This is a genomic window from Sporosarcina sp. P37 (genome assembly GCF_002109365.1).
In the GTDB taxonomy this organism is placed as follows: domain Bacteria; phylum Bacillota; class Bacilli; order Bacillales_A; family Planococcaceae; genus Sporosarcina.
In genome coordinates this window covers 643,965-670,784 of sequence record NZ_CP015349.1, presented here as the reverse complement: position 1 = coordinate 670,784, position 26,820 = coordinate 643,965, and the positions used below count along the sequence as shown (strand labels likewise).

The window sequence follows — 26,820 nt, the reverse complement described above, 5'->3', positions numbered from 1 at the left end:
GCCATACGTGTTTTTTTCTGTCAATGTTGCTGACGCTTCAAAAAGTCGACATCGGGATAATAAGCATCCTTAACTAATAAGTTTGGCCCGAGACAGCGAACTGCCGGACAATGACAGCTGACACTTTTTGCCAGCGGGTGCTGTTGCCATTTCTCGTAAAGATCCGGCAGTTTATCCGTTTGAATATTTCCAAGCGGCGGCACATCGCCGAAATCAGTCACGATGACGTCACCTGTAAATATATTGACATTCAAGCGGGAACGGCCATCGGGGTCATTACGCACTGTAACGTTTTCACTTGCGGCAAGCTTTGCGAATAATTCCTGATCCCGGTCGTCCTGACTGCAATTGTAAAAAGGTAATGTACCGAACAGCATCCACGTTCGCGGATCGCGATACGACAGCAAGTCAAGCATTGCAGTACGTGTTTCATCCAAAGACAGCACATCCAATGAAGAAGCGAAATCACTCGGATACATCGGGTGTACTTCATGACGGCTGCATTTCATTTCGTGGACAATCTGTTCGTGAATCGTCTGTAAATGAGGCAGTGTCCGGCGGTTGAGCATCGTCTCTGCTGATACCATGACGCCCATCTCAGACAAGGCCCTGCTGTTTTCAATCATGCGCGTAAACTGCGAAGCCCGGCGTTCGCGTGACGGCTGGCGTTCCATACGGGCAAATCCGCCATCGATGAAATCATCGGCAGTTCCCCAGTTATGCGATATATGCAGTACGTTTAAATAGGGGGCAATCCATTCGTAACGCTCAAATGGCATGGTCAAGTTTGAATTCACCTGTGTCTGGATGCCCCGCTCATGTGCATACTGCAATAACGGCACCACATACTGCTCTACAGATTTTTTGGAAAACATCGGCTCGCCGCCTGTCAGACTGATTGTCCGCAAATGCGGAAACTCATCCAGCTTCTGCAGCAATAACTCAATCGGCAAGGCCTGCGGATCTTTCGGCTGCAGCATATAACCGACAGCGCAATGTTCGCAGCGCATATTACATAAATAGGTCGTCGTGAACTCTATGCTGGATAATACCTGCTTCCCATGCAAATCAATATCCTGATAGGCTTCCCAAGCATCTGACAGGCGGGATTGTGATAGTACCATGTCCGTAACTCCTTACATCAATTAATTTTCATCACGTGCGTACTCTGTAAGATCTTTTGCATACTTACTCATCGAAGAAGTTGAAACATCAAAAGCTTCCGCAATTTCTTTGAGTGTCATATTAAGCGGTTCGAAAAATTTATTTTCTTGTCCGTAACGAATGGCACCGGCAGCGATTGCCAGCATCTTACGGGCTTTCGGCTGCTCATCCACTAAAAAGTCTTCCAATACTTCAAGCAGAGCACTCGATTCCCGGTCATGCTGTTTCAAAAATTCTTCCGCCGATTCTATAACACCAGACTCGAATTCTGTAAACTCATCACCGGTATAGCCGTTTTCGCCAAGGGCGATCCAGAATTTCATTACGGAGTCTTTTAATGATGGGTTCTCTGAATCAGCCAGCGTCTTAGCAAACTGTCTGACGGCTTCCGAATGATTTGTCGGAATGAAAATCAAGCTCGATACTGCTAAATAATTCCCTTCAGACGTCCCGTCAGAAAGAATGAAGCAATAGAAGTGTACGCCAATCGGAACAGGCTTATCACTTTCTTTCCAAAGCTCTATCGTTTCATCACCAATAATACTTTTAGCTGTTAAATATGTATTCCCCACAGCAGTCACTTTTCCGACAAATACGCGGGGTTCTGACCAGCGATCCAGTAATTCAAGAATAGAAGGGCGCACTTGCTTTTTCTTCTGCCTTGCCACATAATCTGCCCAAATATCCGTCCGCTCGTGGAAGAAAAATTCATCCAGTGCAATCGCTTCAATCATTTCTTCTGGCAGATAACTATTTAATGAGGCTTTCCATTTATTTGCGAATTCCACGAATGCCGGCACATCGGCACGATGCGGATGAACATCATAAAAAGTCTGCAATAAATGTTCCATTTCATCTGTCAACAGATCTTCAACGGTGACTGCCTGCTTTCGCTCGCAGCACTTCTTATATTTTTTGCCACTGCCACATGGACATGGATCATTACGTCCAACCATAAAAACACTTCCCTTTAGTAAATTCCTACATAGCCTAGTGTACCAAACGAATGAAGAGTTCGCATGAAATTTATCTAATCGAACAAAGCAGAAAATAGAAAAAACACTCTCTGAATCAACTGAAGTCAAAGAGTGGAATGCAACCTGAGATCAACTGTCCAAACCTTTAATATATTGCAGACTACTAATCAGAAAAGGTTAGGAAAAGGGGGATTTATCTTAAAAAATTCTTGTTTTGTCAATGTACACGAGGTATGCAAGGGTCGACGCGTTTCTAACGTCTGCCCTCTACTATTCAACCCCCGATGGACATGATAAACTATTTGGACTGCATGCTTTTGCATGGAAGTGTAATTACCGTCATAAAATAAGAGAGAATTTCCGCGCGTGTTGTATACAAACTAAATTGGACAGGGGAATGATTACATGGGATTGTTTGATGCTCTTTTAGGAAATGCTTCCGTTGTAAATAAGGAAGAAGTAAAGAAAGAACTGAACGTAATTTTGGCAGAAGGCGAAGAAGTGGAAGCGGCATTTAAACTGGTGCGGGACTTAATTGTGTTCACGCAGACGCGATTAATTTTAGTTGACAAGCAAGGAGTTACAGGAAAGAAAGCAGAATACCATTCAGTGCCATTCAAAAGCATCTCTCATTACAGTGTAGAAACTGCGGGTACATTCGATATGGACGCAGAATTAAAAATCTGGATATCCAGCTCACTGACACCGCATATTGAAAAAAAATTCCGGAAAGATAAAAGTATTTACGATATCCAAAAAATATTGGCAACCGTTTGTGTGTGATGGCAGTCTGAATGAAAGACGCGGTATTTTCCATAATAGAAAATACCGCGTCCCCGTCATTTTGTATTGGACGAATTCACATTTTCATACGCGACGAGAGTCACACCCAATTTTTCTTCCAGATGATTCAGTGCATGTAAATCCTCAGCACTTAATGTCGCAATCGATGCTTCTTTATTGGCCATATAAAAGACATCCTTTCCCGGTTTCCCTATAAGATGGCTGAATCATATCAAATTATACATACAAGTAAGGAGGCCGCACTATGTATGATCCGACTGTATTTGAAAACTTGAAAGTTGCGTTTGAAAATCATATGTATGACATGGATAATCTGGAACAGGCGATTCATATAACCAACCGCACCGATCAGCTCGATTTGGCTGTGATGGCCAGATCATTTACTGTGCAATTTTCAAAAGTCGGCTATCCGTCGGTTCTCGTCGATCTTACGCTGGATTCATCACTGAGAGAATTGGCAGATGAAATACTGGAAACAGAAGGCGCGAATCCAGGCTGTATGCTGTCATTGCTGGTGCACACAACAGTTCAAGATGTCGACGCGGAGTGCAAGAAAATCAAAAATATTGTTTTCGAGGTCTGGGAAAATGATATCGACTGCACACAGACACTCAGCTTTGGTCATGAGCAAACAGAGCCGGGATTCCTGAACCGCGTGCATATACGTTTTAAACCGAAAGTAACAGAAGAGCATATGGGGGAAATTGGACTGTTTTTAGAAAGTGTCTTAGAAATGATGGAGCGGATTGGGGAAGTATCATAAAAGCAAGTAAAAAAACGCCCGAAAAGGAGCGTTTTTTACTTGCTGCACAAGAATATGTAACAGAGCTTATTTTTTAAATCGGTTACCCGTATTCGAGTAGACAATAGCAAACACGATCAACCCAATGAACAGAATAAGTCCCGCTATAAAATACTTATCATCTTCCAGCAGTTCACTCACTGCGAATAATCCCACACAAAAACTAAGGGCGAACATGATCTTCGCCATGAATTTGCATAGCGCCCGTTCATTAATTCGCAGCTTTTTCTCGATCGGCATCGTATTATAGCCCGAAAGCAAAGACGCACCTTTACCATTCCATAGTGCAATACCATACACAATAAATGCTGTCATCACCACCACATCCAGTAACAAGCCAAGCATAACATTCCCTCATTTCCTGACATAGAGTCAAATACCAATAAAAAATGGAGTCAGCTCTATGACGAGTTAACTCCATTCTACCTCATTATACAGCCGGCTGCTTAGCCTTTACGGCGATTGACAATGAAATTGCCGCACAAATGAACGCAATAATGACGATGATGCCTCCAACAGCCGGCATGCTTGTGACACTTCCTGTCTGACTGTAGACCATGCCGCCGATACCCGAACCGAGCGCAATACCGACTTGCAGTGCGGAGTTATTGAAACTCTGATGCACATCGGAAGTCACCGGATCACTTTGAATGATATAATCCTGCTGGGCAGGTGCTAATGCCCAGCTCAAGCCGCCCCATACCATCATGAAAATGATGAATAAAGGAATCGAAAAAGTTGAATAGGGCAGTGCGAATAAGCTGAGTGCAAATGCTCCTAAAATGAGTAAAATGCTTTTCTTTGAACCGAGGCGTGATGCCAGGCCGCCGCCGAACGCCCCGCCGGAAACTGCGGCAAGTCCAAAGATAAAGTAGAACACGCTGATCCAATACGGGCTCAATTGCATCGTTGTCTCAAGAAAAGGCGTGAAGTACGCGTACACCGTATAATGGCCTGCCAGCATAAACATAGTGGCCAAATGAGCGAAAAAGATTTTTTTATTTGCCAATGCTTTAATTTGAACAGAAAGCGGCTGCACGTTGCCGTTTGGTATCTTATCCAGGAACGTTGCTATCAAAACAATCGAACCAAGCGTCATGATCGCAATGCCCAAAAATACTGAACGCCAGCCGAACGCATTCGTGACGACAATACCGATCGGGACACCAAGTACGAGTGATGAACTGATCCCCATATAAATATAGCCAAGCGATTTTGCCCTGACACGCGGTTCGACCATTCGTGCGGTAATCGTCAGGGACAATACAATAACGAGCGCGGCACTTGCAGCCGTCAGTACACGTGCCGCCATCATTAACCCAAACGTCGGGCTCAAGTATGTCAGTATGTTGCCCACTAAAAATACGCCGAGCGTAATCAGATACAGTTTCTTGCGTTCTATTTTTGCAGTCAGCGACAATAATACAGGTCCTGCCACTGCATATACCAGCGCAAAAATGGTGATCAGCTGACCCGCTGTCGCAATTGATACATTCAAGTCATCAGCAATCACCGGTAAAATACCGCCGACCACTAATTCCACAAGTCCTACCGTAATAGCGGAAACCGCCAATAATAATACACGCACATCCACAATAATTCCTCCTGCCAGTGTATACACACCCGTATATAAATAAAAATCCCGATTACAAAAATGACTTTGTAATCAGGATTTAACGGTTCCTGGTAGAGACCCCCGAACCATATTATCGGGGTTATACATGTTGATTCCGTAATGAGATTTTCTATTGTACAATTTATCATGGAATCGGGGAACGGGCAAGCAAGAAGGCGTCTGATCTATGAAATCCGACAGCATTTCTTGCGGAAAAGCAATAGAAACAGACATATGAAGACAGCAGGCAGCGGCTTTTAGAATATAATCCCGAAAGTTGTAAAATCCGCCGCAATCAAGTATACTTTTCCCGATAAACCGCGTGAATAGTAACAAATATAAAGGATGGATAAACATGACATTTGAAGAAGTGCTGCCTCGTTTGAAGGCTGGCGAAAAAGTAATCCGCAGTAATTGGGGCGGAGCTGAATTATATGTGAAGCTCGTTGGTGAAAGTGAGCATGACGGCAAAAAACTGAATCCGTATTTCCTGATCAATGTAACAGGAGAAGGGTACACGATGTTTACACCGACAGTCTGTGATCTGCTGGCGGAAGACTGGGTAATTGTAGAGTAAGATGATGGAGTAAAGCTCATGAGCGTTCATGAGCTTTTTTATATAGGAGGCTGCTATGAAATTTGAAGAATATAAAAAGAAATCCGTACTGGTGACAGGTGCCGCTTCAGGTATTGGTCAGGCTCAGGCACTTGCGTTTTTAGAAAATGGTGCAAATGTCTTCGCCTTTGATCTGAGCGAAGGTGATATGCAAAGTGTGAAAAAGGCGTATCCTTCCAAGTTTGATTACACCACTGGCAATGTCAGTTCAAAAGCCGATGTAAACCGGGCTGTTGAACGTGCGCTTCAGGCATTTGGTGCGGTGGATATATTATTGAATACAGCGGGAATACTTGATGGTTTTGCAAAAACACTGGACACCGATGAAGCACTGTGGGATCGGATTATGGATACGAATGTGAAAGGCACCTATTTTATGACGAATGCGGTTTTGCCTCACATGACGGCGCGGAAGTCCGGTGTCATTGTCAATATGGCATCCATTGCCGGGCTTGTAGCCGGAGGCGGCGGTGCAGCTTATACAGCGTCTAAGCACGCCATTGTCGGCTATACGAAGCAGCTGGATATGGATTATTGCCGCGAAGGGATCCGGGCGAATGCCATTGCGCCGGGAGCAATCCGAACGCCTATGAATCAGGCAGATTTTGAAGGAGACGGGGCCATCGCTGAGTGGGTGGCGGAAGAAACGCCGGCCGGACGATGGGCACAGCCTGAGGAAGTGGCTGCGCTGACATTGTATCTGGCAAGTTCGGCTGCTGATTATATTCACGGGGCAGTCGTGCCGATTGACGGAGGCTGGACTGCAAAATAAGGCTTTTGTAATCGATGAAACTCTGTTATACTACGCAAGCAGGCAAATTCTGTTTGCACTACGGCACTTTTGAATGAGCGGCAGGCTCTTTCTTCCTTTGGCCGTAGTTATTACTGGAATAGCCATTGGGCTGTTTCACAAAGGAGAAAATAATATGAGTATGTCTTATGTGAAAGATTCACCGAAGAGTACGGTGAACGAACTCACGAAAACAGCGCTCGTTGCAGCATTGTATGTAACGGTGACGTTCATGTTTTCAGTAATCAGTTTTGGCGCAGTTCAGCTGCGATTGTCAGAGATGTTCAACTATCTGGCTCTGTACAATAAACGGTATGTGATCGGCGTCACGCTAGGTGTAATGTTTGCGAACTTTATGTCGCCAACCTGGCTGCTGGATGTGCCGGTCGGTTCTATGGCTACGCTTCTTGCATTATTGCTATGCCGTGCACTGACAAAGAATATCAAAAACGATATTCTGAAAATGGTAATTACCGCAATTGTATTTGCGTTGTCGATGTTCACAATCGCCGGACAACTGACGATCCTGCTAGGCCTTCCATTCTGGGCAACTTGGCTGACAGTCGGAATCGGTGAGTTATTGTCCATGACAATCGGCGGAATGATTATATATGCGCTGAATAAAAAAATAGATCTGTCCAAATAAGAAAAGCACATCCGTAACGTCGCGGATGTGCTTTTCTGTGTTTTCTAGAAGTAACTGTCAGGATACGCTGCAGCACAGCAATTTAAATCCAGGAAAGCATGCAGCGATTAAGCTTTCGCTTTCCGTTCATTTCTTCTTGGATCTTTAATTACAATTGATACAATCAAACCGGCAATAGAAATAAATCCTGCCACAAGGAACGCTGTATTCACTCCTTGGATTTGACCCGCAACGGTCCCGTTATTGAGCTCCGCTGTAACCATTACGGTAACGAGGACTGCAGTTCCGACGGATCCTGAAATCTGACGGAATGTGTTGTTCATGGCGGTTCCATGAGGGATTAAGTGATTAGGCAGCTGATTCAGCCCGAGTGTAGTAGAAGGCATCATGACCATTGCAATTCCTGACATACGAATCGCATTCAGAACTGCCAAATACGCGAAAGACGTTTCCTCAGTCAAGTTAGAAAACATGAATGTAGTGACCGTCAGAATTGAAAATCCGGTGAGCAACAAATATTTCGCGCCATATTTATCAAACAGTGTTCCTGTGACGGGATTCATGATTCCCATGATGATCGCACCCGGCAGGAGCATGAGACCGGAATGAAATGCACTGAACCCGAGCATCGTCTGCATGAACAGAGGTAAAATGACGGTCGTTGCAATCATCGAACCAAACACAATCATTCCGAGACTCGTTGCCAATGTGAATACACGGTATTTGAACACCCTGAATTCAAGAATAGGCTCCTTCAATTTCAGCTGTCTGCTAATAAACCAGACCAGTGAAATAACACCGACAAGTATGGAAATCATGACATTGGCATGCAGCCAGCCAGTATTGCCCGCAATACTAAAACCGTAGAGAAGGCCGCCGAAACCGAATGTGGAAAGTACAATCGATAAATAATCCATTTTGGGATCCGTCAGTTTCGTCACATTCTTCAGGAGGAAGAAGGCCGCAATGATGTTTAATAAAGTGAACGGCAGCACGACGTAGAACACGCTGCGCCATGGGAATTGATCAACAAGATATCCTGACAGGCTGGGTCCGATTGCCGGCGCAAACGCAATCACGAGACCGTAATAGCCCATCGCCTTTCCGCGCTGCTCCACAGGAAACAGCAAAAACATAATTGTCTGGAGAAGCGGCATCATAATCCCTGCACCGGCTCCCTGAAGCACGCGCCCTGCCAAAAGCATGGAGAAATTTGGAGATACAGCAGCCACCAATGTGCCGGCAGCGAAAATGCTCATTGCTGTCAGAAATAATCGGCGGGTCGTAAACTTTCCGATTAAGAATGCCGTAACCGGAATCATAATCCCGTTTACGAGCATGAAAATTGACTGCAGCCACTGTACCGTACTTTCGCCGATAGAAAGGTCTTTCATAATGGGGGGAAGAGCTGTGGCAAGCAGTGTTTGATTCAGAATGGTAATAAACGCCCCTGATAATAGAACAATCATCAGCGGGAGATTCTTTTTAAAGTCAAATGTCTGCGAATTTTCCATAGGGATGCATCACCTCATAGTTTATTTATAAGTTATTGAATAATTCGAAGTCCGTTATAATCATGTATATGCCATGTTAGTAGTTATTCAGTCAGAGCTCAATGATATTGCCTAACTGAACTGCTGAAATCAGCAATAGCAGAGTGATGCTTTGTATAAAACAGTACAGTCAGGATATCATGACAACAAGTCATGTAAAGGAGTGGAACGTCTATGAAGAAAGCAGTGTTTCTTGACCGGGACGGTGTCATCAACGAAGTACTGACGGATAGAGTGAAATTTGTCAATGAACCCGATCAGCTATACTTTTTACCCGGTGTGCCGGAAGCGATTACACAATTGAATTCAGTATTTGATTATATTTTTGTTGTAACAAACCAAGGCGGTGTAGGGCTTGGTTTTATGAAGGAAGAAAAGCTGATTGCGATTCATGATCATATGGTGGCGGAACTCGCAAGGCAAGGAGCCGTTATTGATGAAGTTACGTATTGCCCGCATAAGCCTAAAGCGGGCTGCGGCTGCCGCAAACCCCACAGTCGACTGATCGAGAATCTGGCGCAGCGGTATGATGTGGATTTGTCAGCGTCGTATATGGTCGGTGATACTGATACAGATATTGTGGCCGGTAAGCGGGCCGGAACAAAAACCGTATTTCTCGGCACATCTGATCCATTGGCAGATGCAGTATTTCCAGATTTGCTTCAGGCAGTGCCTTGGATTATCAAAGATGCCACATAAAACTGCAAGAAGCTAAAGCCGCCATGATTAGGCGGCTTTAACGTTACATTTTTCCTTGCAGAGAGATATGCTAGTGATAAAGTTTTATATTGTGATATAATTAATACAAATAAATCATTCTATGTTACTAATTACCCTAATGCGAATGAAATTTATAAATGGGCACTAGTCTGTTTCCGCTAATCTCGTATAAGGTGAGAGTCTCATAGTTGAAGGGGGTCGAAAAATGAAAAAAGTAATATTGTTGTTTTTTGTCGTTGCATTCATAGTATGTATTCCTGTTGGATTATGGCTAATGCAAAGCAATCAGCCTGTCAGAGTAGCCATTATCGATAAATCACCAGTGGAAGATTCGCATCGTCAGCATCTGGGAATCAACTGGGTCCTGAATTATGCCAAAGTGAAAGCGCAGCATAACAAGCCATTCGACCCCGCCCGTGATTATTATGGCGGATTCACTGCAGTGGAAGACAAAGGAATCTCCGAATTGCGTCCGCTGCCTGAAGAGTATGCAGACACCGATATTATTTACATAGCCAATACAGCAAGCACCAATGAAACGATACAAGATCCACAAGATCCGTTGCTCGCTTCCTACGAAAAAACGCACGGCGGACTCGGGGAAGTGGAATGGCAGCGGATTGTAAAGCGCCTTAACACGAATAAGCCTTCTATGGTTGTAGCGGAGTTTGATTCATTCTCTTCACCAACCTCTGAAAAAGTGCGGACACAAGCAGCTGATCGCTTCGGTATTAATTTCTCCGGCTGGAAGGGCCGGTATATGGAAGAGTTGGATCCGCAAAAAAATGAAGAGTTACAGCAGATGCTTTCGGGACGCACAGCTGACTGGGGCTACAGCGGATCTGGTTTTCTATTAGTAAATGACAAGAATGAAGAATATGTTGTGTTGCAGCAGGATCAGGAAATTTCAGCTGAAGGGATTCAGATGGAATACACAGAAAAAGGAACAAAGCGACTCGGCGTAGCTGGCTCACACCGTTTTCATTCATGGTTTGATATTGTGACCGTCAACCAGGGAGAGTCATTAGCAAAATATCAATGGGAACTGACAGCTAAAGGGAAAAGTTTGCTGGCTGAGAAAGGGATACCGGCACAGTTTGATGCGGTGATCCGAAACATATCAGGTGTTTCGGAAAGCTTTTATTTCGCAGGAAATTTTAACAGTGTATCTGATGTTCCGCGTATCTATCAAGCCAAGGGCGTCGTAAACGTCTATAAAACGCTCCAGAGATCTTCTGAGAAATCGTTCTTTTGGTCAGCTTACGTGCCTATGATGCAGGAAGTCCTCGCAAAGTTTGGGCAAGTGAAAGAAAAGCAAGTGAAAAATCCGGTACGGGACGGAATTCAGATGAATGCCCGGATGAATGGAAAGTATCTTGAAGTTTTGCAGGACGGCAAATGGACACCGATGACAGTCAAAGGGGTGAATATCGGGATGGGGAAGCCAGGAGCATTCCCCGGTGAAGCGGCTATTACTGAAGAAGTATTACCGATGGTTTGAAGCAATAGGGGAAATGAACGCCAATACGATACGAGTTTATACACTCCATCCGCCTGATTTTTATCATGCATTGAAGGCGTATAACGAAGCGCATGATACTCCTATTTATGTGATGCATGGCGTCTGGATCAATGAGGAAAGTCTGGAGGAGTCATTGGATGCATTTGAGAAAGTGAATCTCAAAGACTTCCGAAAAGAAATGATCCAACTGGTGGATGTCATTCATGGAAATGTGACTGTGCCGGCACGGCCTGGCCATGCATCCGGTGTATACGATGCAGATATTTCGCAGTGGGTCACTGCCTGGATGATTGGAATCGAATGGTACCCGTTCATGGTAGAGAATACCAATAAGATTCATCCGGATTTGGGTGAATATAAAGGAAAGTATTTTGAAACAAAAGGTGCGGCCGCATTTGAATATTGGCTGGCGGAGCAGATGGATATTCTTGTTTCACATGAAGTGAGCAGCTACCAACAAATCCGGCCAATGAGTTTTGTTAACTGGGTGACGACGGATCTGCTGACACACCCGTCTGATTCTTCCGGTCAGGAGGATATTGTTTCGGTAAATCCGAATTTGATATATACAAAAGACGAGATGAATAAGCCTGGGCAGTTCGCTTCATACCATGTATATTCATACTATCCGGACTTTTTGAACTATGAGAAAAAGTACCGTGAATTCATTGATTTCAGAGGCGCCAAAAATAACTATGCCGGCTATTTGAAAGATTTGCACGAAGCGCACCGCCTGCCTATCCTGGTAGCAGAATTCGGAATTCCAGCATCAAGAGGGAAAACACATGATAATCCATTTGGCTGGAATCAAGGGTTTATATCAGAAGATCAGCAGGGAGAAATCCTGACACATTTATATGAGGATATCTTACAGGAAGGTTTAATGGGAGGACTCGTATTTTCCTGGCAGGATGAATGGTTCAAACGGACATGGAACACGGCTGATTACGACAATCCGGACAGACGGCCATACTGGTCCAATATACAGACGAATGAACAAAAATTTGGCTTAGTCAGCTTTGATCCATTAAAGATCAAAGTGGCGGGTTATGAAGAGGAATGGCCGACAGATCCATTGTATGAGAAAAAGAACGGTTTGCTCAAAAAAATGTATGCAGATCATGACGAAACATATCTGTATGTACGAGTGGATTACGATGAATCGGTATTTAATGAAACAGATGCATTGAATATAGTGTTCGACACCGTACCTGGCAGAGGAAATAACCGTGCAAGCCGTATGCAAGATATTCGATTTACAAATGGCTTAGAGTTCATTGCGAAAATTAATGGCGCAAAATCACGGATGCTGATCGATCCCCATTATGACTTGTTTCATCATGACTATGGGAAAGATGCAGGCTTTGTGCCCGATAAAGCTGTGAAAGATCAGACGGACCAATTTATCCCAATGAATTATGCGCTTAATAAAAAATACTTGGTGAAGAATGAAAAGCGTTATATTCCATTCAGCTACTATGAAACCGGCAAACTGCGTGAAGGCAACGGAGATCCCGCTTCAGCGGAGTATGATTCGTTAGCGGATTATCATATGCGCGACGGAATGCTGGAACTGCGGCTTCCTTGGCTGCTGCTGCAGGCAACAGATCCAAGCAAAAAAGAGTTCATCGAAAACTTGCTGGATGATAGAACGAGGACGAGAATAAACGTCGATGAAATATTCATAGGCGCTGTTCTGACGTCAGCGAATGGAGAAGTACTAGATTCATTTCCGGCAGTAAAAAAAGGAAAAGTGGATCTGCTTGAGAGTTATACATGGGATAATTGGCAAGTCCCTATGTATGAAGAGCGGCTGAAAAAGTCATACTATTACTTGCAGGAAGCATTTAAGACAGAATAATAGGCAGAACACAAGAGCAAAAGTCCTTTCTTACAGGGGCTTTTGCTTTTTGCATATAGCGAGTGCATGGATTCGTCAGATCGTAAATGTATTGTAAACTAAGAAAAGATTTATGATATAGTAGACAGTAAGCCCGTAATCAAACAACGCATATATTTTCAAAGCGCCTCCCGGTAAGATCAAATTATTATTTGATTTGGGAGGTGCTTTTCATGCCAACAATAAAACCGTTAACGATTGTCCCCGTGACTTTACATCCGATTTCCTCTCCCAGCCTTCCGGCTGCCCCTGCTAGCAGTTCGCCGGGCACTTGCTCCGTCAAGATAGCGAACGCGGAAATCCATTTCCATAACGGCGTAGAAGAGCGCATCATCCGAGCCGTCATGAAGGAGCTGATGCATCCATGAAACAGGATTATACGGATGTGCAGAATATATATATTGTCTGCGGAAAGACCGATATGCGAAAAGGCATTGATGGACTGGCGACATTAGTCCAAGACTCTTTTGAACTTGACCCTTACAGCGACTCCATCTTTTTGTTCGCCGGTTGGAAAAAAGACCGCTATAAATGTCTCTACTTTGATGGGGATGGATTTGCGATGTTGTATAAGCGGCTAGACACAGGCAAACTGCAATGGCCACGGAGTGAAACGGAGGTCAAGAACCTGACACAACAGGAACTGCGCTGGCTGCTCGAAGGGTTGTCCATCCAACAGCCAAAAGCGATTCCCCCTTCTGCAAGAGGTGTGTTTTAAAAATAGCTATTCACGTCCTGTGAAATCCGGTATACTACTCACAACGAGAAGGAAAGCGGTGAAGGAAATGGCCAAGCGTTCAGCAGAAGAATCATTGGAAAAAGTCATTGCGCTATTGGAAGAACAACTGGCGTATTCCAATGAACAAAATGAAAAGCTGTCCCGACAGGTGGAGACATTGACTCAACAGGTACAGTATTTGACCAAGCAATTATTTGGTTCCAAAACAGAGAAATCCAAGTATCAAGTGCCCGACGGGCAAGGATCCTTATTCGATGAGGACGAGAACCCTTTTCCCGATTCTGAGCAGACAGAAGAACAAAGCCAACAGATGATTTCTTACACTGTTGTCCGAAAACGTCCGAAGAAACGAAATGATCTATTTGATGAGGGGATCCCCACAGAAGTCATTCATCATCATCCCGAGCAGTTGGAATGCAACTGCTGCCTGCATCCATTGACAGAGATGGGTGAGGGTCAAGTCGTTCGGGAAGAGGCAGAATTCATCCCAGCTAGCCTGAAACGTATTCAGCACGTAGAACATACCTACGAATGTACACACTGCAAGACAGATTCGAACACTTCCTCCATGATTGTCAGAGGAAAGGCCCCGCAGCCCGCCATTCAAAGAAGCGTCGCTGGACCGAGTGTCTTGGCCCACGTCATTTACCAGAAGTTCATGCAATATCTTCCCCTTTACCGACAGGTAAAGGAATGGGCACGTCATGGGCTCAAAGCTAATGACAAAAATTTGTCTAACTGGGTCATCCGTGCAACCGAAGACTGGTTAGCTCCTCTCTACGAGCGAATGAAAGAACTGTTGACTTGTCGGAACGTCCTGCATGTGGATGAAACCTCAGCTCAGGTACTCTTTCGCACAGACGGTAAACCGGCTCAAAGCAAGGCTTATAATTGGGTGTGCAAAACGATTCCTTGCCAAGGTCCTGTCATGGTGCTGTTCCATAGTTCCCTGTCGCGTTCTCGTGCCGTTTTGGAATCTTTCATCCAAGGATTTCGGGGAACCGTCATTTGTGACGGATATTCTGCTTACGGTAATCTGCCGGATATACAATTCGCCAACTGTTGGGCGCACGTCCGTAGGTATTGGCTGAAAGCCAACTCCAAGAATGGACAAATCGGCGTGGATTTCTGTAACCAACTATATGCGTTAGAACGAGAGTTTCGCCAACTACGGCCAGGGAAACGCCGACGGATGCGGAAAAAGTATTCCAAGCCGATCGTGAAAAAATTCTTCGCATGGATAGAAGAGAGTCCTTTTTACGGAACGAATGCGCTGGCAACAGCCGCAGACTATACGTTGAAGCGGAAAAAAGAGCTTCAGCTATTCTTAACAGATGGTCGTCTGGAAATCGATAACAATCCGGCAGAAAACGCTATCCGTCCGAACGTGATCGGTCGAAAAAATTGGCTATTCTCTGTCAGCGAAGCGGGCGCGAAAGCGAACGCCATCTGTCTCAGCCTAGCAGAGACCGCCAAATTACATGGGATTGATTTCTATATGTATTTGAAAAAGGTCTTTTCGGAACTTCCGAATCTGGAATTCGGCCAGAATCCTTCACGACTGGATGACTATCTGCCGTGGTCGCCACAAATCCAACTGGAATGTAAAAAATAACAGCCCGCTGCTTCAAAAACAGGAAGCAATCGGGCTATTTGTGATGACGTACCAAATAGGTACGTTTTTTTATATTACGGGCTTACAGTAGACAATGCATTTATACTTAAAAGAGATGGTTTAATTGGGGGAAGTTTATGAAAGATCTGAAGTTGCCTAAAAAAAGATTTCGCCCTGAAATTGAAGGTGTACGAACCATCGCGACATTACTGATTGCTGTGTATCATATATGGTTCGGCAAAGTATCAGGCGGCATCGATGTATTCTTCGTGTTATCAGGATACCTGATGACACTTTCCATTTTGTCGCGAATTGAAAAAAACGGCAGTGTGAATTTTGCCGATTATTTTCTGCATTTAACGAGAAGGTTGTTCCCGCAGGCTATCATCATCATCATTTTCACTGGAGTTTGTGCAGTCATTTTTCTTCCGCAGTTTGAGTGGGGAGAAATTATAGCACATATGATGGCTTCTACTTTCTATTATGAAAACTGGCGGCTGGCTCTGGATTCAGTCGATTATTTGGCCCGGGACAATTCAGCCAGTCCGTTTCAGCATTTTTGGTCATTGAGTGTTCAGGGTCAATTTTATATTATCTGGCCAATCTTGCTTGCTGCCGTTTACGGTCTTGCGCGTAAAGTTTGGAAAACACCTGTGCGCAAAACATTGCTCGGCTCATTGATTGTCGTATTCGTCTGTTCGATAGCCTATTCAATTTATCAGACGAACATCAATCAGCCATTTGCGTATTTTCATTCATTCACCAGGATGTGGGAATTTAGTGTCGGCGGGATCTTCGCTTTACTGTCTCCGTATTTATTTTTTACTAAACGAATCAGTATTGCACTGGGATGGCTCGGATTGCTGATTATTTGTTTCACGGGAATTATCGTGCCTGTATCGACGGTGTTTCCGGGATACTTGGCCCTGCTTCCTATCAGCGGTGTGCTGCTCATACTGATTGCTTCTGAAAGTATTACGGTAATTGGAGTCAATCGATTCCTTGCGGTCAAACCATTACTTTATTTAGGGAGTCTGACGTATGGAATTTATTTATGGCATTGGCCGCTGCTGATTTTCTATCGTTCGTATATGGAAATAGAAACGGTTCCTGTGATGGATGGTATTCTTCTGTTACTTGTTACCATTTTACTCTCTATCGTTACGACTAAGCTAGTGGAGAAACCGGTGCTTGAGATGGACAGAGGACAGAATAAAGGGAATTTAGTCGTTGTGCTGACTGCCATGTTTGTGCTTGCATGTACTTCAATTTTCACGATTTCCGCTTATATTGAAAAGGCTACAGCAAACTCGGAATTCATCTCCGGCACTGACTATCCGGGCGCTCAGTCTGTGCTCTATGAGATCAATACGGCGACGGATGTTGATCCAATACCGCCGCCGTCAATCATTAAAACAGATTTGCCTGCCTTTTATGAGGATTTAGAATGTCAGTCGGTTAATCGGACAGAAGTCAGAAAGTGCTCTTATGGCGTTTTGGAAGATGCTGATTTCACCATAGCACTTGTGGGCGGATCTCATTCCGGTCATTGGTTTCCGGCATTAGAAGAACTGGCGGAAGAGATGAACTTCACCATTGATTTGTACAGCCATGACGGATGCCGCTTTACTGATGAAGACCCAAGCGGAAGTTTAACGGAAGAGTGTTTGCCATGGAATGAAAATTTAATCGAAGTGCTGACAGAAAATCCGCCTGATCTCGTCTTTACCACGTCGACAGTGAATAAACACCCGGAAGTGCCGCAAGGGTTCATTAATCAATGGAAAAAGCTTGAAGGAATTACGACTGTGTTTGCAATCCGGGATAATCCGCGGATGAAAAAAGTAGTTCCAGTTTGTTTGGAACAGGCGGAAGATCCGCTGGAATGCGCGGTAACGCGAGATCAGGGTGTCTCCAAAGAAGTGCCATGGGAAGTCACTGAAGGCATTCCGTCGAATGTGTTTTTTGCTGACCTAACCGATTATTTCTGTGATGACACGACTTGTTATCCGGTAATAGGAAACGTTATCGTATATCGTGATGATAACCATCTTACGGCTGAATATTCAAAGACGCTTGCTCCCGCATTAAAAATTCCGCTGCAGCAAGCATTAGACAGTTTAGATAAAACATCAGCGCGTTAACTCGATAGTTAGTCATGGATGGTTCCGTATAGTTGAACACGTTTTGGGAAAGCTATCTTACAGAAGCAAAATACTCATAAAGGAGTGTCTGTGATGGCGAAAAATTATCCGAAACCGAATGATCCTGCTGATAATAAAAAGAGATTGAAAAAAACGATCAGCAATATGGAAGCCGCGGAGGATGCGATGAAGTTTGCTGAAGGCAAAGAGCTGGAGCGGATCCAAAAGAAAAATGAACGCAGAGCTGAAAGTATTGAGGATTTAAAAGAAGAAATCAGTGAAGAAGATAAATCCAGAATTAATGGCTACCTGTAAACTATTCACTTAAATTAGCAGTTCGGCCCTCGCTTTGAAAGCGAGGGTTTTTTCTGTTTATTGCGGTTTATAAGTAAAAAAGGGACTGAAGGCCGTCTGCTGTACAGATAGAGAAGTATCTGTGTAACTAACGTTTGTGCATTATAAGGAGGAATGCTTCATCCGAATACGGTACAATATATATAATCCTCCTGAATTCCTTATTTTGTATGAAATACTATACTGATAGGAAACAGTGCTGCAGCGGACAGCAAGTGTTTTAGAAAAAAAGTATCGGTGAAGAAGTTCATAGGTGCGTAGTCATTCCATAAAACAATCCACTGACAGAATGAACGAACCAAAAGGAGTCCTGATGATGAGTTATTTGTTTCCAAGAATTTACGATATCGCGATGAAGCCGCTGGAAGCGACACGCTTTAAAAAATACGTACAGACCTGGTGCGGAATGCTGAAGGCACGGTCCTTGAAATTGGGTCGGGTACAGGCATTAATTTTCCGTACTATCAAAAAGCAAAACAAGTGGCGGCTGTTGAACCGAATCCGCAAATGAGCCGAAGAGGTGTCAGCCGCGGACGAAATGCCCGGGTTCCGATTACATTATATGAAGCATCGGCAGAATCATTGCCATTTGCAGATGATACGTTTGATACAGTCATTGCCACATTAGTTTTTTGTACAATTCCTGATCCAGTCCGTGCACTAGAAGAAATTCAGCGGGTCAGCAAACGGGATGCCGCGGTTTTATTTTTTGAACATGTACAATTGAAGCAGAAAACACTGGCAAAATTCCAGGATATTCTGAACCCGTTTTGGGAAAAGATTTGTGATGGATGCCAAATAAACCGGGATACGTTATCTATTATTTCTGATTCTGGACTTTATACAGAACATGTGGAATCACTATATTCCGGTTTGTTTTTATCTATTGAATGCAGAAACAGGAAGTGAAAGTACGTCTATACCGTCCAGCAATTTGCCGGTTATGAAATAATACAAAGACTAAGCGGGATCAGATGATGAAGGATGGGGGAAAATCGAAATGGCAGGATATATATTCTCATGTATTATAACGATCGGACTGCCGTTGTTACTGTGTATATATGCAGTCTATACACGACGATGGATTCCTTTTTTACTGGGCGTTCTGGCATTTACTGTTTCACAGCTCTTCCTTCGGCTCCCGCTTTTAGGCTATCTGGAGAAAAACAGCATCGATTATCTGTTTTTCAGCAGTCAGCATCCAATCTGGTATGCAATCGGCCTTGGGCTTTCTGCTGCCTTAGCGGAAGAGGCGGCACGTTATGCAGCCATCAGATATTTCATGAAACAAAGAGACTGGCTGTCCGGATTTTTATTTGGAGCGGGGCATGGGGGGATTGAATCCGTCATACTGGTCGGCATTCCCATCGCGACGATGTACTTGACGGCAGGTGATGCTGGAATGCCGGCAATAGCAGGAGTCGAGCGATTTTTTGCGATATTGTTACATATCGGCCTGTCTATCTTAGTTTTGCAGGCCGTGACGCGTAATCGTTTACTCTATTTAATCCTAGCTATTGCTGTACATACCGGCATTAATGCTATGATTGGCATATTGCCATTGTTTATTCCAAGAGAGTATATGATACTATCAGTGGAGAGCATTCTTGCGATAGTATCTGTCAGTTTGTTTATCTGGTGCATCTTGATTAAAAGGAAGGAAGTCATCGAATGAAGAAATTTGCAGCGCTTATACTGTCTGCGATCTTTCTGCTCGCTGCATGCGGCGCAGCTAAAGTGGATGAATCAGCAGCCGAAGAGTATATTGAAAAATCAAAAGAAGTTATCACATTATTAAATGAAGAGAAATTTGAGGAAATGCGCACGATGTTTGATGCAACCATGAAAGAGGCTTTGTCTGTCGGACAGCTGCAGGAAGTGGCGGATATCGTGAAGGAATCAGGGGAATTCGTCAGTTTTGAAAAGGAATCTGTTGCTAAGAAAGAACAGTATTTCGTTGCGACTATCGCTGCACAATACAGTGAGGACAATAGAGTCTACACGATTACATTTGACGACAAGCAACAAGTGGCCGGTTTCTTCGTTAAATAAATCCATTGTTATAAGTGAGCTCTGACAGAAGGATGTCCCTTCCTGTTGGAGCTTTTTCTATAGTTTCATTCATAGAATCATCTGATCAGATAAGATAATAGCTAAATATAAAGACTTTATAAAATTGAAAGAAATGAAATTATTGCGTGATATATTATGAATACAGGAGGAGTTCAACATGTCAGCACATCTGTTACTTGTAGAAGACGATCCTGAAATTGCCCGCGTAATCCAAGACATGCTGCGTGCGGAAGATCATGAAGTAACATGGGCCACCACGGGTCTGGAAGGATGGGAAGATTTCCAGCAAGGAAGTTATGATCTCGTTCTGGTAGATTTGATGCTTCCTGAGATGGATGGTTTTACACTCTGCCAAAATATTCGGTGGGAAAGTGACGTGCCGATCATTATTATCAGCGCCAGAACGGAAGATGGTGACAAAGTGGAAGGTTTGCAGCTCGGAGCAGATGATTATGTAGAAAAGCCTTTCAGTTTAACAGAATTAAGCGCACGCATTCAGTCACAGCTTAGAAGATGGAAGCGGTATAACGGAGAGGATGCCACAATTGAGAATAAAACATGTTACACTCACGGGCTGACCATCTTTTGGGATCAGCATAAAGTGCTGAAAGCAACCGAGGAAATAAAGCTGACGGTTACCGAATTTGATTTATTAAAAGTGCTTGCACGAAATTCCGAGCGTGTTTTCTCCAAAAAAGAATTGTATGAGCATGTATGGAATCAAGTAGACGCTGAAGATGCGCATACTGTGACCGTTCATATTAAGTCGCTCCGCAGAAAACTTGGCGATCCTGTAAAAGCGCCGCTATTCATTCAGACGGTATGGGGTTCAGGCTATCGCTTCATTGGAGAACGTCTATGAAGCTGAAAACATGGCTGCTGTCTTCTTATTTACTTGTAATGGCGCTGCCGCTGCTTCTCGCTTACCTATTGTTCGCATGGATCAATGACTACAATGAAGATCAAAAAGTGAAGGAGTTTTTCACCACCACTGTGGAGATGAAAGACATCCAACGGGTACTGGATGACCCCGGCCTGTATCAAACAGGCAGAACGTATCACGAAGTGGCACGTCTTTCCAATGACAAGCTGTCGATTCAGCTTTTTAATCATAATGGCCTGACACTCTATTCATCCAGCCCTGTGCAAACTTTAGCGGTGCCGGTGAATCGGGAAAACCTGTACGAAGATTTGTTTTCACTGCAGCAAAATTTCCGGTCGCACCGTTACAAAGCCCCCGTATTCGACAAAGGCAAGCTGGCCGGTTTTTATCAAATTGAGTTGGCGCGCGAAGGATGGGTGGAAGCGGTCAGTAAGAGAACGAAATGGATGATGATTCTGTTTTCAGTTCTGTTTATTCTCCTTTATGCATCGGTGGCGCTATTCGTCAATCGAAAAGTAAACCGCAGACTGACGAATTTACAAAATGAAATGACAGCTTTTGCACGAGGTCATCAACCTTCGCATGAAAAAGTCACCGCACAAGATGAAATCGGACAGTTGCAGCAACATTTTTATGATATGCAGAAAAAAATAGTGGAAGCCAGAAGATTGATAGAAAAAGATCAGCAAGAGAGAGAGTATATGATTGCGGCCATATCACATGACTTGAAAACACCGTTGACATCCATTCGGGCCTATGCTGAATCCCTTGAATTAAATGAAAAGCTCACAGATGAAGAAAAAGGTGAGTACCGGCAAATCATTATTGAAAAGTCGAATTTTATGAAACAAATGCTCGACGATCTATTGATGTTCACATTGCTTCAGTCACCTTCCTATGAAATGGAGCGGACTGCAGTAGACGGCAGTGAGTTTTTTGATATGCTCGTTTCGGACTATGAACCGTTATGCCGAAACAAACAAATTCAGCTCTGCTCTTCAGCCAACGTAACAGGGGACTGCGCGGTGAATCCGAAACAACTGATGCGGGTCGCAGACAATTTGATGACGAACGCGATTCATCATACGGAAACAGGCGGCAAGATTTGGATTGCTGCAATATCCGAGCAATCAGCAGACTGGCTGTATGAATTTGTGAAAGCCGCTTATACGTTTGATTTCGGGGAGAATATCTACGTAATTGTTCAAAATGAAGGAATAGGGATTGCTGAGGATCAGGTTGAATATATTTTCAACCCGCTCTATCAGGCAGATAGGTCAAGGAGCAAAAGAAATGCACACGGAACAGGATTAGGGCTGAGTATTGCGAAGCAGATGATGGAAAAACATAACGGGGATATACAGCTGTTTTCTAAAGAATCGGTCGGTACATGTGTAATTTGCAGGCTTCCAAAATACGTTGAGAATGAAAAGGAGTAGAGTGATATGAAAATTGTAAAGAAACTGCTGGGCGGAGCAGCTGCAGCCGTCTTGGTGTTAGGGCTGGCTGCTTGTTCATTTGAAGACAATCAGTATTCGCCTGAGCAAGTGATTAACAATGCGATGAAAGAAAACAAAGAGCCTTTATCTTATTACGGAGAAGCTACAATGCGCATGACCGCGGAAAAAGAAAAAATTCAATTGAAAGAATGGCGCAGTAAAGACGGAAAATTCAAAGTGGAAACCGAAGGAGCTGCCCCAGATGAACATGCTGTGACAGTGAACGACGGAAAGACCATTACGATGTATCAAGAAAGTTTGCATCAGGCAATGATCAGTAAAGATGGAGAAGCGGTAACCGCTTTGGCTCCTTCCCCAAAAGATCAAGCACATCAATTATTAAAAATGATCGGCGATACTCATACGATTTCCATTGATGGAGAAGAAAAAATTGCCGGGCGCGACGCCTATCACCTCGTAGCAAAAGCCAATGAAAAAGACACGTTATTCGGTGATCAGGAGCTGTGGGTGGATAAAGAGAATTGGTTTGTCTTAAAATCGATCTCACATTCAGGAGACAATCAAATAGATTTGGAGTATACGAAAATTGAATTCGATAAGGAATTCCAAGATGATATTTTTTCAATTGAACTCCCCGAAGGAATTACTATCCAAAACATTGACGAAATGAACGAAACGGAAGAAGTTTCACTAGAAGAAGCCGCACAACATGTAGGTCAGCCGGTACTCTATTTCCCTGAAGAGGATGGCAGAAAAATAGAGCAGATTGGAATGGATGACTTAACAGCTGAACTGAACAGAGTGGAAATCAATATAAATTATGTCAAAGATGACACGCCATTGCTGTCTCTTTCATTATTTAAAACCCCCGAAAATCTTGAAGGCGATGATCTGAAGATGCCGGGCCAAGAAGTGGTGAAAGTTCGGGGCATCGAAGGAACGATGATAGACATGGAAGGATTTCGCAATGTTTTCTGGAAAGAAGACGGAGTCAGCTACTCTATAATACTGAATAATCCTGATGTTACAATTGAAGAAGTGATTGAATGGGCACAGGATATGGAATGGTCAGAATAAAATGAATGCCGCAGAAATATGGCGGAAGCAAAAGTCATTCAGCGGAGCGAGAAGGCGGGAGAGAACCTATGAAGAAAGCAGTTTGGCTGATCGCCGCGGTTTTACTGCTGGCGGCTTGCGGGAACGCAAGTGAAACGAAGAAGGACAGTTTTACGACAGTTGATTTAGCGGATATTCCAGTGCTTCAAAATGACGGAGCGATCGTGTTGGATGTACGGGAAGTAGATGAATACGAGGGTGGTCATCTCATTGGCGCCGTCAATATGCCGTTATCCAAATTGCAAAAAGGCGAACGGTACGAACTGGATAAAGATCAGAAATATGTTGTAGTATGCCGCAGCGGAAATCGCTCAAAAACGGCCAGTGAGATTCTGTTTAAGGAAGGCTATGAAGTTACCAATGTTTCAGAAGGCATGTCAAAATGGCAAGGTGAAACAGAATAAATAAAAATGAAGGATATCCGGAAAAAGAGTCATTTCCATGGATATCCTTTTTCAGTTGTTCGAATCAGAAATGAAACTGCGTATTTACACAGCAGGCGGACCAATCAGCTGGGAAGGGGGAATATTCTGAACCGCGGCCTTCCATTGTTCTGCATCGAGGCCATAGGAATAAGCAAAGACATCAGCGGGTGTGGCAGTTAAGATATCGGAACCTACTACGACTTCGGGTGTGCCGGTATTGAAAATTCCCTGCAGGTGCGTGTCATCCGAATGTGCGATTTGGTAATGCCACCAGCCCTGGGGGATATTGACTACCTGGCCGGGAGTAATTCGGTAGTGCTGGAATTCTTTCGTTGAGATATTCATTATAGAGATCGTCGCAGCGCCTGATACACAATAGGTCAGCTCATCACCATTTGGATGATAATGAGGTTCGATTATATGGTCTTTGGCGAGAAATATATCCAGCATGGATACATTGTCCAGTGTATTCAGCTGTTTCACATTCACAATGTTTATATAGTTTTTGTCGTCTTGTTTGAAAAAGGGGCTTTTATTCAAATCCGCTGCGTACTGGGCTTCGTGTGAGATCAGATTCATCAAACCTTTCCTCTGTATTATTGATACAGTATGCGGCCGCAAATAAAATGTGCAGCGGACGGTATGATTCTTGGCACGTGTAAAAAAGGAGAATAGAGGGTACTTCATAACAGAATACAAAAACAACGTATGTATTTACATTTGAAGGAGGTAATGGAGTATGTTGAAAGAATATGACTTGATTGTAATTGGAACAGGAAATGCAGGGTCCATCACTGCGGTGAAATGCAGGAAAGCAGGCTGGAGTGTGGCAATGATCGATGACCGTCCGTTTGGAGGCACCTGTTCTCAGCGCGGCTGTGATCCGAAAAAAATACTGGGGGGTGCTGCTGAACTGATTGATTGGAATAAACGGATGCGCGGAAAAGGTATCGACGGGGACAGTAAAATTAATTGGCCGGAATTAATGACATTTAAGCGGACATTCACAAAATCTGTCCCGGAAGATACAGAAGAAAAGTTCAAGAAATTGGGCATGGATGTGTACCACGGAAAAGCAGTCTTCCAAAGTGAAACGGAACTGAAAGTCTGTTCGGATGTGCTAAAAGGAAAGCATATTTTGATTGCTTCAGGTGCTAAACCCGTGAAACTTAACATTCCCGGAGAAGAATACCTGACTGCAAGCGACGAATTTATGGAGCTGGATCACTTGCCTAAACGCATCGTATTTATAGGCGGCGGGTTTATTTCATTTGAATTCGCGCATATCGCCGCAAGGGCGGGGTCAGAAGTGCATATTCTTCACAGAAGTGAGAAACCGCTGAAGCATTTTGACCAAGACTTAGTGAAACTGCTGATTAAACGCTCCGAAGAAATTGGAATTCATGTGCATTTGAATACGCCTGTCAATGGAGTGGAGAAGTGCGGGAGCTCATTAATTGTAAAAGGTGAACAAGATGACCGTGAAGTGGAGTGGAAAGCCGATCTTGTTGTGCACGGGGCAGGCCGGGTGCCTGCTTTAGATATGGATTTGGAAGCAGCGAGTATTCAGCGCGACAAACAGGGGATCAGTGTCAATAAATTCATGCAGAGCATTAGTAATCCGCATGTATACGCGGCGGGGGATGCAGCTTCCACAGATGCACCGCCATTGACACCGGTTGCGACGACAGAGTCCCATGTCGTGGCGGCCAATTTATTAAAAGGTAATCATAAAACTGCGGATTATCCTGTAGTGCCATCTGTTGTTTTCACTGTGCCGAAATTGGCGTCAGTAGGGATGAGCGAACAGGAAGCGAAGGAATCGGGATTAAAAGTGTACGTTAAGTCACAGGATGCAACAGAGTGGTTTACGTATAAGCATACCAATGAAGGGGCGGCTGCATTTAAAGTAATTATCGATCAGGAAAAAGACGTAATACTTGGCGCGCATTTATTGAGCGGTGAAGCAGATGAATTAATTAATCATTTTGCACTTGCGATACGTTTGCAGATTCCGACGATTGAATTGAAAAAAATGCCTTTTGCATATCCGACGTCTGCCTCAGATATACCGTATATGCTGTAACTGGGCGAAGCGGAATCTCTCTGTCTGCCGGGCAGAGAGGTTTTTTGCGGCAGTCAGCATCTGACAGTGCAGCATAACAAAAAAGACGGGGAGTATAATCCGCTCCCCGTCTCTTCTTTTACATATATGTCGTAATCGCATCAATCGGCAGCCGGGTGGAACCGTAAGCAGGGGCTGCAGCTTTACCTAATGCAATCAGCACCAGCGGTTCATAGCGGGATTCCAATTCAAATGATTCCGCGAACTGCTTCTTGTCGAATCCGCCCATAGGCACAGTGTCATATCCTCTGTCCTTTGCAATAAGCATGAGCTGCATGGATACTAAACCGGCATCGAATGCCGCAATCCCGCGTCTCGTTTCCAGCGGGGCATTCGGATATGCGCCTTTGGCATTTTGAATTTGAATCTTTACATGTTCTTCATCAATATTTCCTGCGGCTAAATTAGACAGATAAATCTCATCGATATTATGATACATCTCTGTATCGCCAATCACTGCGATGATGGCAGATGCAGTTTCAATCTGTTCTTGATTGAATGAAAACCGGTTGATTTTCTTTTTCAGATCCTGGTCCGAAATGACAAGAAATCTCCATGGCTGCAAGTTGCTTGAAGAAGGGGCAAGTGTCGCTTCCTCGAGCATGGATGTAATTTCCTCTTGCCCGATTTTATAATTCGGGTCAAATTTTCTGACCGATTTTCTTGCACGGATCAACTCTGAAAAATCTGTGTAGTTTTGTGACATGCTGTAAACTCCCTCGCTGAATAGTGTTCATTTACTTACTAAAAGTAAGTTCTTATTAAGATTACTATTAG

29 protein-coding genes and 1 riboswitch are annotated in these 26,820 nt (G+C 44.0%); of the genes, 20 read left to right on the top strand and 9 right to left on the bottom strand.

The annotated features are described in order from the left end of the window. Positions 1 to 20 precede the first annotated feature (20 nt). Together yfkAB and SporoP37_RS03500 are read right to left on the bottom strand one after the other, a co-directional pair. A complete protein-coding gene (gene yfkAB / locus SporoP37_RS03505) occupies positions 21 to 1,124 on the bottom strand; it encodes a radical SAM/CxCxxxxC motif protein YfkAB (protein WP_085430283.1) in 1,104 nt (367 codons plus the stop codon). 21 nt (positions 1,125 to 1,145) lie between these two features. Beyond that, positions 1,146 to 2,120, bottom strand: a complete 975-nt coding sequence (locus tag SporoP37_RS03500) for an SEC-C metal-binding domain-containing protein (protein WP_085430282.1) — start codon at positions 2,118 to 2,120, stop codon at positions 1,146 to 1,148. A gap of 426 nt (positions 2,121 to 2,546) precedes the next feature. Here SporoP37_RS03500 and SporoP37_RS03495 point away from each other — a divergent pair, with 426 nt between their 5' ends. Next, a complete protein-coding gene (locus SporoP37_RS03495) occupies positions 2,547 to 2,924 on the top strand; it encodes a PH domain-containing protein (RefSeq protein WP_085430281.1) in 378 nt (125 codons plus the stop codon). A 56-nt stretch (positions 2,925 to 2,980) separates the two neighbouring features. Here the strand turns inward: SporoP37_RS03495 and SporoP37_RS17540 are convergent, their stop codons facing one another. Further along, entirely contained in the window at positions 2,981 to 3,109 is a 129-nt protein-coding gene (locus tag SporoP37_RS17540; protein WP_255363023.1) for a hypothetical protein, read from the bottom strand. 80 nt (positions 3,110 to 3,189) lie between these two features. Here SporoP37_RS17540 and SporoP37_RS03490 point away from each other — a divergent pair, with 80 nt between their 5' ends. Then, positions 3,190 to 3,708 carry a hypothetical protein gene (locus SporoP37_RS03490; RefSeq protein WP_085430280.1) on the top strand — a complete coding sequence of 173 codons (519 nt, stop codon included), beginning with the start codon at positions 3,190 to 3,192 and terminating at the stop codon, positions 3,706 to 3,708. A gap of 66 nt (positions 3,709 to 3,774) precedes the next feature. On the opposite strand, the gene SporoP37_RS03485 is transcribed toward SporoP37_RS03490, so the two are convergent. Together SporoP37_RS03485 and SporoP37_RS03480 are read right to left on the bottom strand one after the other, a co-directional pair. Further along, entirely contained in the window at positions 3,775 to 4,092 is a 318-nt protein-coding gene (locus SporoP37_RS03485; RefSeq protein WP_085430279.1) for a DUF3784 domain-containing protein, read from the bottom strand. 85 nt (positions 4,093 to 4,177) lie between these two features. After that, a complete protein-coding gene (locus tag SporoP37_RS03480) occupies positions 4,178 to 5,341 on the bottom strand; it encodes an MFS transporter (RefSeq protein ID WP_081242343.1) in 1,164 nt (387 codons plus the stop codon). A gap of 49 nt (positions 5,342 to 5,390) precedes the next feature. Beyond that, positions 5,391 to 5,490, bottom strand: a riboswitch (purine riboswitch). 227 nt (positions 5,491 to 5,717) lie between these two features. On the opposite strand from SporoP37_RS03480, the gene SporoP37_RS03475 reads away from it, so the two are divergent. The 3 genes from SporoP37_RS03475 (at position 5,718) to SporoP37_RS03465 (ending at position 7,414) form a co-directional block, all read left to right on the top strand. Then, positions 5,718 to 5,939, top strand: coding sequence for a DUF2829 domain-containing protein (locus SporoP37_RS03475; protein WP_081242342.1), 222 nt, complete (start codon positions 5,718 to 5,720; stop codon positions 5,937 to 5,939). Between the two features lie 55 nt (positions 5,940 to 5,994). Continuing rightward, positions 5,995 to 6,750, top strand: coding sequence for a 3-oxoacyl-ACP reductase (locus SporoP37_RS03470; RefSeq protein ID WP_085430278.1), 756 nt, complete (start codon positions 5,995 to 5,997; stop codon positions 6,748 to 6,750). A gap of 154 nt (positions 6,751 to 6,904) precedes the next feature. After that, positions 6,905 to 7,414, top strand: coding sequence for a QueT transporter family protein (locus tag SporoP37_RS03465; protein ID WP_081242340.1), 510 nt, complete (start codon positions 6,905 to 6,907; stop codon positions 7,412 to 7,414). A 107-nt stretch (positions 7,415 to 7,521) separates the two neighbouring features. Here SporoP37_RS03465 and SporoP37_RS03460 read toward each other — a convergent pair whose 3' ends face one another. Beyond that, positions 7,522 to 8,928 carry an MDR family MFS transporter gene (locus tag SporoP37_RS03460; protein WP_085430277.1) on the bottom strand — a complete coding sequence of 469 codons (1,407 nt, stop codon included), beginning with the start codon at positions 8,926 to 8,928 and terminating at the stop codon, positions 7,522 to 7,524. Positions 8,929 to 9,141: 213 nt separating this feature from the next. Between SporoP37_RS03460 and SporoP37_RS03455 the strand changes: the two genes are divergently transcribed. The 3 genes from SporoP37_RS03455 to SporoP37_RS17385 all read left to right on the top strand — a co-directional run bounded on the left by SporoP37_RS03455 (position 9,142) and on the right by SporoP37_RS17385 (position 13,070). Continuing rightward, the gene (locus tag SporoP37_RS03455) at positions 9,142 to 9,666 is read left to right on the top strand and encodes a D-glycero-alpha-D-manno-heptose-1,7-bisphosphate 7-phosphatase (protein ID WP_085430276.1); all 525 of its coding nucleotides are present in this window, start codon (positions 9,142 to 9,144) and stop codon (positions 9,664 to 9,666) included. A 226-nt stretch (positions 9,667 to 9,892) separates the two neighbouring features. After that, positions 9,893 to 11,188 (top strand): hypothetical protein, encoded by a 1,296-nt coding sequence (locus SporoP37_RS17390; protein WP_232329799.1) that lies wholly within the window; start codon positions 9,893 to 9,895, stop codon positions 11,186 to 11,188. After that, entirely contained in the window at positions 11,148 to 13,070 is a 1,923-nt protein-coding gene (locus tag SporoP37_RS17385) for a hypothetical protein (RefSeq protein WP_232329798.1), read from the top strand. The genes SporoP37_RS17390 and SporoP37_RS17385 overlap by 41 nt, the downstream gene beginning before the upstream one ends. A gap of 187 nt (positions 13,071 to 13,257) precedes the next feature. Here SporoP37_RS17385 and SporoP37_RS16835 read toward each other — a convergent pair whose 3' ends face one another. Next, complete coding sequence (locus tag SporoP37_RS16835) at positions 13,258 to 13,455, bottom strand: hypothetical protein (protein ID WP_157118611.1); 198 nt, start codon at positions 13,453 to 13,455, stop codon at positions 13,258 to 13,260. Between the two features lie 18 nt (positions 13,456 to 13,473). Here SporoP37_RS16835 and tnpB point away from each other — a divergent pair, with 18 nt between their 5' ends. From tnpB to SporoP37_RS03390, 11 genes are all read left to right on the top strand, one after another. Continuing rightward, a complete protein-coding gene (tnpB, locus tag SporoP37_RS03440) occupies positions 13,474 to 13,827 on the top strand; it encodes an IS66 family insertion sequence element accessory protein TnpB (RefSeq protein ID WP_085430172.1) in 354 nt (117 codons plus the stop codon). A gap of 67 nt (positions 13,828 to 13,894) precedes the next feature. Continuing rightward, entirely contained in the window at positions 13,895 to 15,463 is a 1,569-nt protein-coding gene (gene tnpC / locus SporoP37_RS03435) for an IS66 family transposase (protein ID WP_085431677.1), read from the top strand. Between the two features lie 137 nt (positions 15,464 to 15,600). After that, the gene (locus SporoP37_RS03430) at positions 15,601 to 17,607 is read left to right on the top strand and encodes an acyltransferase family protein (RefSeq protein ID WP_085430275.1); all 2,007 of its coding nucleotides are present in this window, start codon (positions 15,601 to 15,603) and stop codon (positions 17,605 to 17,607) included. A 93-nt stretch (positions 17,608 to 17,700) separates the two neighbouring features. Then, positions 17,701 to 17,922: a small, acid-soluble spore protein tlp gene (locus SporoP37_RS03425; RefSeq protein WP_081242335.1), complete on the top strand. Its 222-nt coding sequence runs from the start codon at positions 17,701 to 17,703 to the stop codon at positions 17,920 to 17,922. 438 nt (positions 17,923 to 18,360) lie between these two features. Continuing rightward, positions 18,361 to 18,870 (top strand): class I SAM-dependent methyltransferase, encoded by a 510-nt coding sequence (locus SporoP37_RS03420; RefSeq protein WP_335697707.1) that lies wholly within the window; start codon positions 18,361 to 18,363, stop codon positions 18,868 to 18,870. A gap of 91 nt (positions 18,871 to 18,961) precedes the next feature. Continuing rightward, on the top strand, positions 18,962 to 19,636 hold the full coding sequence (locus SporoP37_RS03415) for a YhfC family glutamic-type intramembrane protease (RefSeq protein ID WP_085430274.1): 675 nt from the start codon (positions 18,962 to 18,964) through the stop codon (positions 19,634 to 19,636). After that, a complete protein-coding gene (locus SporoP37_RS03410; protein WP_085430273.1) occupies positions 19,633 to 20,013 on the top strand; it encodes a DUF3887 domain-containing protein in 381 nt (126 codons plus the stop codon). Before SporoP37_RS03415 ends, SporoP37_RS03410 begins: the two co-directional genes overlap by 4 nt. A gap of 178 nt (positions 20,014 to 20,191) precedes the next feature. Then, positions 20,192 to 20,896, top strand: coding sequence for a response regulator transcription factor (locus SporoP37_RS03405; protein WP_081242331.1), 705 nt, complete (start codon positions 20,192 to 20,194; stop codon positions 20,894 to 20,896). Beyond that, positions 20,893 to 22,356: a sensor histidine kinase gene (locus tag SporoP37_RS03400; protein ID WP_085430272.1), complete on the top strand. Its 1,464-nt coding sequence runs from the start codon at positions 20,893 to 20,895 to the stop codon at positions 22,354 to 22,356. The genes SporoP37_RS03405 and SporoP37_RS03400 overlap by 4 nt, the downstream gene beginning before the upstream one ends. A 6-nt stretch (positions 22,357 to 22,362) precedes the next feature. Continuing rightward, positions 22,363 to 23,454, top strand: a complete 1,092-nt coding sequence (locus tag SporoP37_RS03395) for a LolA family protein (protein WP_085430271.1) — start codon at positions 22,363 to 22,365, stop codon at positions 23,452 to 23,454. Positions 23,455 to 23,522: 68 nt separating this feature from the next. After that, complete coding sequence (locus SporoP37_RS03390) at positions 23,523 to 23,897, top strand: rhodanese-like domain-containing protein (RefSeq protein WP_085430270.1); 375 nt, start codon at positions 23,523 to 23,525, stop codon at positions 23,895 to 23,897. A gap of 84 nt (positions 23,898 to 23,981) precedes the next feature. On the opposite strand, the gene SporoP37_RS03385 is transcribed toward SporoP37_RS03390, so the two are convergent. Continuing rightward, the gene (locus tag SporoP37_RS03385; protein ID WP_085430269.1) at positions 23,982 to 24,497 is read right to left on the bottom strand and encodes a cupin domain-containing protein; all 516 of its coding nucleotides are present in this window, start codon (positions 24,495 to 24,497) and stop codon (positions 23,982 to 23,984) included. Positions 24,498 to 24,657: 160 nt separating this feature from the next. Here SporoP37_RS03385 and SporoP37_RS03380 point away from each other — a divergent pair, with 160 nt between their 5' ends. Next, on the top strand, positions 24,658 to 26,004 hold the full coding sequence (locus SporoP37_RS03380; protein WP_085430268.1) for a dihydrolipoyl dehydrogenase family protein: 1,347 nt from the start codon (positions 24,658 to 24,660) through the stop codon (positions 26,002 to 26,004). 118 nt (positions 26,005 to 26,122) lie between these two features. On the opposite strand, the gene SporoP37_RS03375 is transcribed toward SporoP37_RS03380, so the two are convergent. After that, the gene (locus SporoP37_RS03375) at positions 26,123 to 26,749 is read right to left on the bottom strand and encodes a nitroreductase family protein (protein ID WP_085430267.1); all 627 of its coding nucleotides are present in this window, start codon (positions 26,747 to 26,749) and stop codon (positions 26,123 to 26,125) included. Positions 26,750 to 26,820: the final 71 nt, after the last annotated feature.

Bases quoted from the DNA above. Each gene is read 5' to 3' on its own strand.
- SporoP37_RS03390 (WP_085430270.1), top strand. From the start codon at position 23,523: ATGAAGAAAGCAGTTTGGCTGATCGCCGCGGTTTTACTGCTGGCGGCT.
- SporoP37_RS17540 (WP_255363023.1), bottom strand. From the start codon at position 3,109: ATGGCCAATAAAGAAGCATCGATTGCGACATTAAGTGCTGAGGATTTA.
- SporoP37_RS16835 (WP_157118611.1), bottom strand. From the start codon at position 13,455: ATGACGGCTCGGATGATGCGCTCTTCTACGCCGTTATGGAAATGGATT.
- SporoP37_RS03500 (WP_085430282.1), bottom strand. From the start codon at position 2,120: ATGGTTGGACGTAATGATCCATGTCCATGTGGCAGTGGCAAAAAATAT.
- SporoP37_RS03455 (WP_085430276.1), top strand. From the start codon at position 9,142: ATGAAGAAAGCAGTGTTTCTTGACCGGGACGGTGTCATCAACGAAGTA.
- tnpC (WP_085431677.1), top strand. From the start codon at position 13,895: ATGGCCAAGCGTTCAGCAGAAGAATCATTGGAAAAAGTCATTGCGCTA.
- SporoP37_RS03495 (WP_085430281.1), top strand. From the start codon at position 2,547: ATGGGATTGTTTGATGCTCTTTTAGGAAATGCTTCCGTTGTAAATAAG.
- SporoP37_RS03470 (WP_085430278.1), top strand. From the start codon at position 5,995: ATGAAATTTGAAGAATATAAAAAGAAATCCGTACTGGTGACAGGTGCC.
- SporoP37_RS03410 (WP_085430273.1), top strand. From the start codon at position 19,633: ATGAAGAAATTTGCAGCGCTTATACTGTCTGCGATCTTTCTGCTCGCT.
- SporoP37_RS03490 (WP_085430280.1), top strand. From the start codon at position 3,190: ATGTATGATCCGACTGTATTTGAAAACTTGAAAGTTGCGTTTGAAAAT.
- SporoP37_RS03400 (WP_085430272.1), top strand. From the start codon at position 20,893: ATGAAGCTGAAAACATGGCTGCTGTCTTCTTATTTACTTGTAATGGCG.
- SporoP37_RS03425 (WP_081242335.1), top strand. From the start codon at position 17,701: ATGGCGAAAAATTATCCGAAACCGAATGATCCTGCTGATAATAAAAAG.
- SporoP37_RS17390 (WP_232329799.1), top strand. From the start codon at position 9,893: ATGAAAAAAGTAATATTGTTGTTTTTTGTCGTTGCATTCATAGTATGT.
- SporoP37_RS03430 (WP_085430275.1), top strand. From the start codon at position 15,601: ATGAAAGATCTGAAGTTGCCTAAAAAAAGATTTCGCCCTGAAATTGAA.
- SporoP37_RS03475 (WP_081242342.1), top strand. From the start codon at position 5,718: ATGACATTTGAAGAAGTGCTGCCTCGTTTGAAGGCTGGCGAAAAAGTA.
- SporoP37_RS03415 (WP_085430274.1), top strand. From the start codon at position 18,962: ATGGCAGGATATATATTCTCATGTATTATAACGATCGGACTGCCGTTG.
- SporoP37_RS03485 (WP_085430279.1), bottom strand. From the start codon at position 4,092: ATGCTTGGCTTGTTACTGGATGTGGTGGTGATGACAGCATTTATTGTG.
- SporoP37_RS03385 (WP_085430269.1), bottom strand. From the start codon at position 24,497: ATGAATCTGATCTCACACGAAGCCCAGTACGCAGCGGATTTGAATAAA.
- tnpB (WP_085430172.1), top strand. From the start codon at position 13,474: ATGAAACAGGATTATACGGATGTGCAGAATATATATATTGTCTGCGGA.
- yfkAB (WP_085430283.1), bottom strand. From the start codon at position 1,124: ATGGTACTATCACAATCCCGCCTGTCAGATGCTTGGGAAGCCTATCAG.
- SporoP37_RS03395 (WP_085430271.1), top strand. From the start codon at position 22,363: ATGAAAATTGTAAAGAAACTGCTGGGCGGAGCAGCTGCAGCCGTCTTG.
- SporoP37_RS03380 (WP_085430268.1), top strand. From the start codon at position 24,658: ATGTTGAAAGAATATGACTTGATTGTAATTGGAACAGGAAATGCAGGG.
- SporoP37_RS03465 (WP_081242340.1), top strand. From the start codon at position 6,905: ATGAGTATGTCTTATGTGAAAGATTCACCGAAGAGTACGGTGAACGAA.
- SporoP37_RS03375 (WP_085430267.1), bottom strand. From the start codon at position 26,749: ATGTCACAAAACTACACAGATTTTTCAGAGTTGATCCGTGCAAGAAAA.
- SporoP37_RS03460 (WP_085430277.1), bottom strand. From the start codon at position 8,928: ATGGAAAATTCGCAGACATTTGACTTTAAAAAGAATCTCCCGCTGATG.
- SporoP37_RS03405 (WP_081242331.1), top strand. From the start codon at position 20,192: ATGTCAGCACATCTGTTACTTGTAGAAGACGATCCTGAAATTGCCCGC.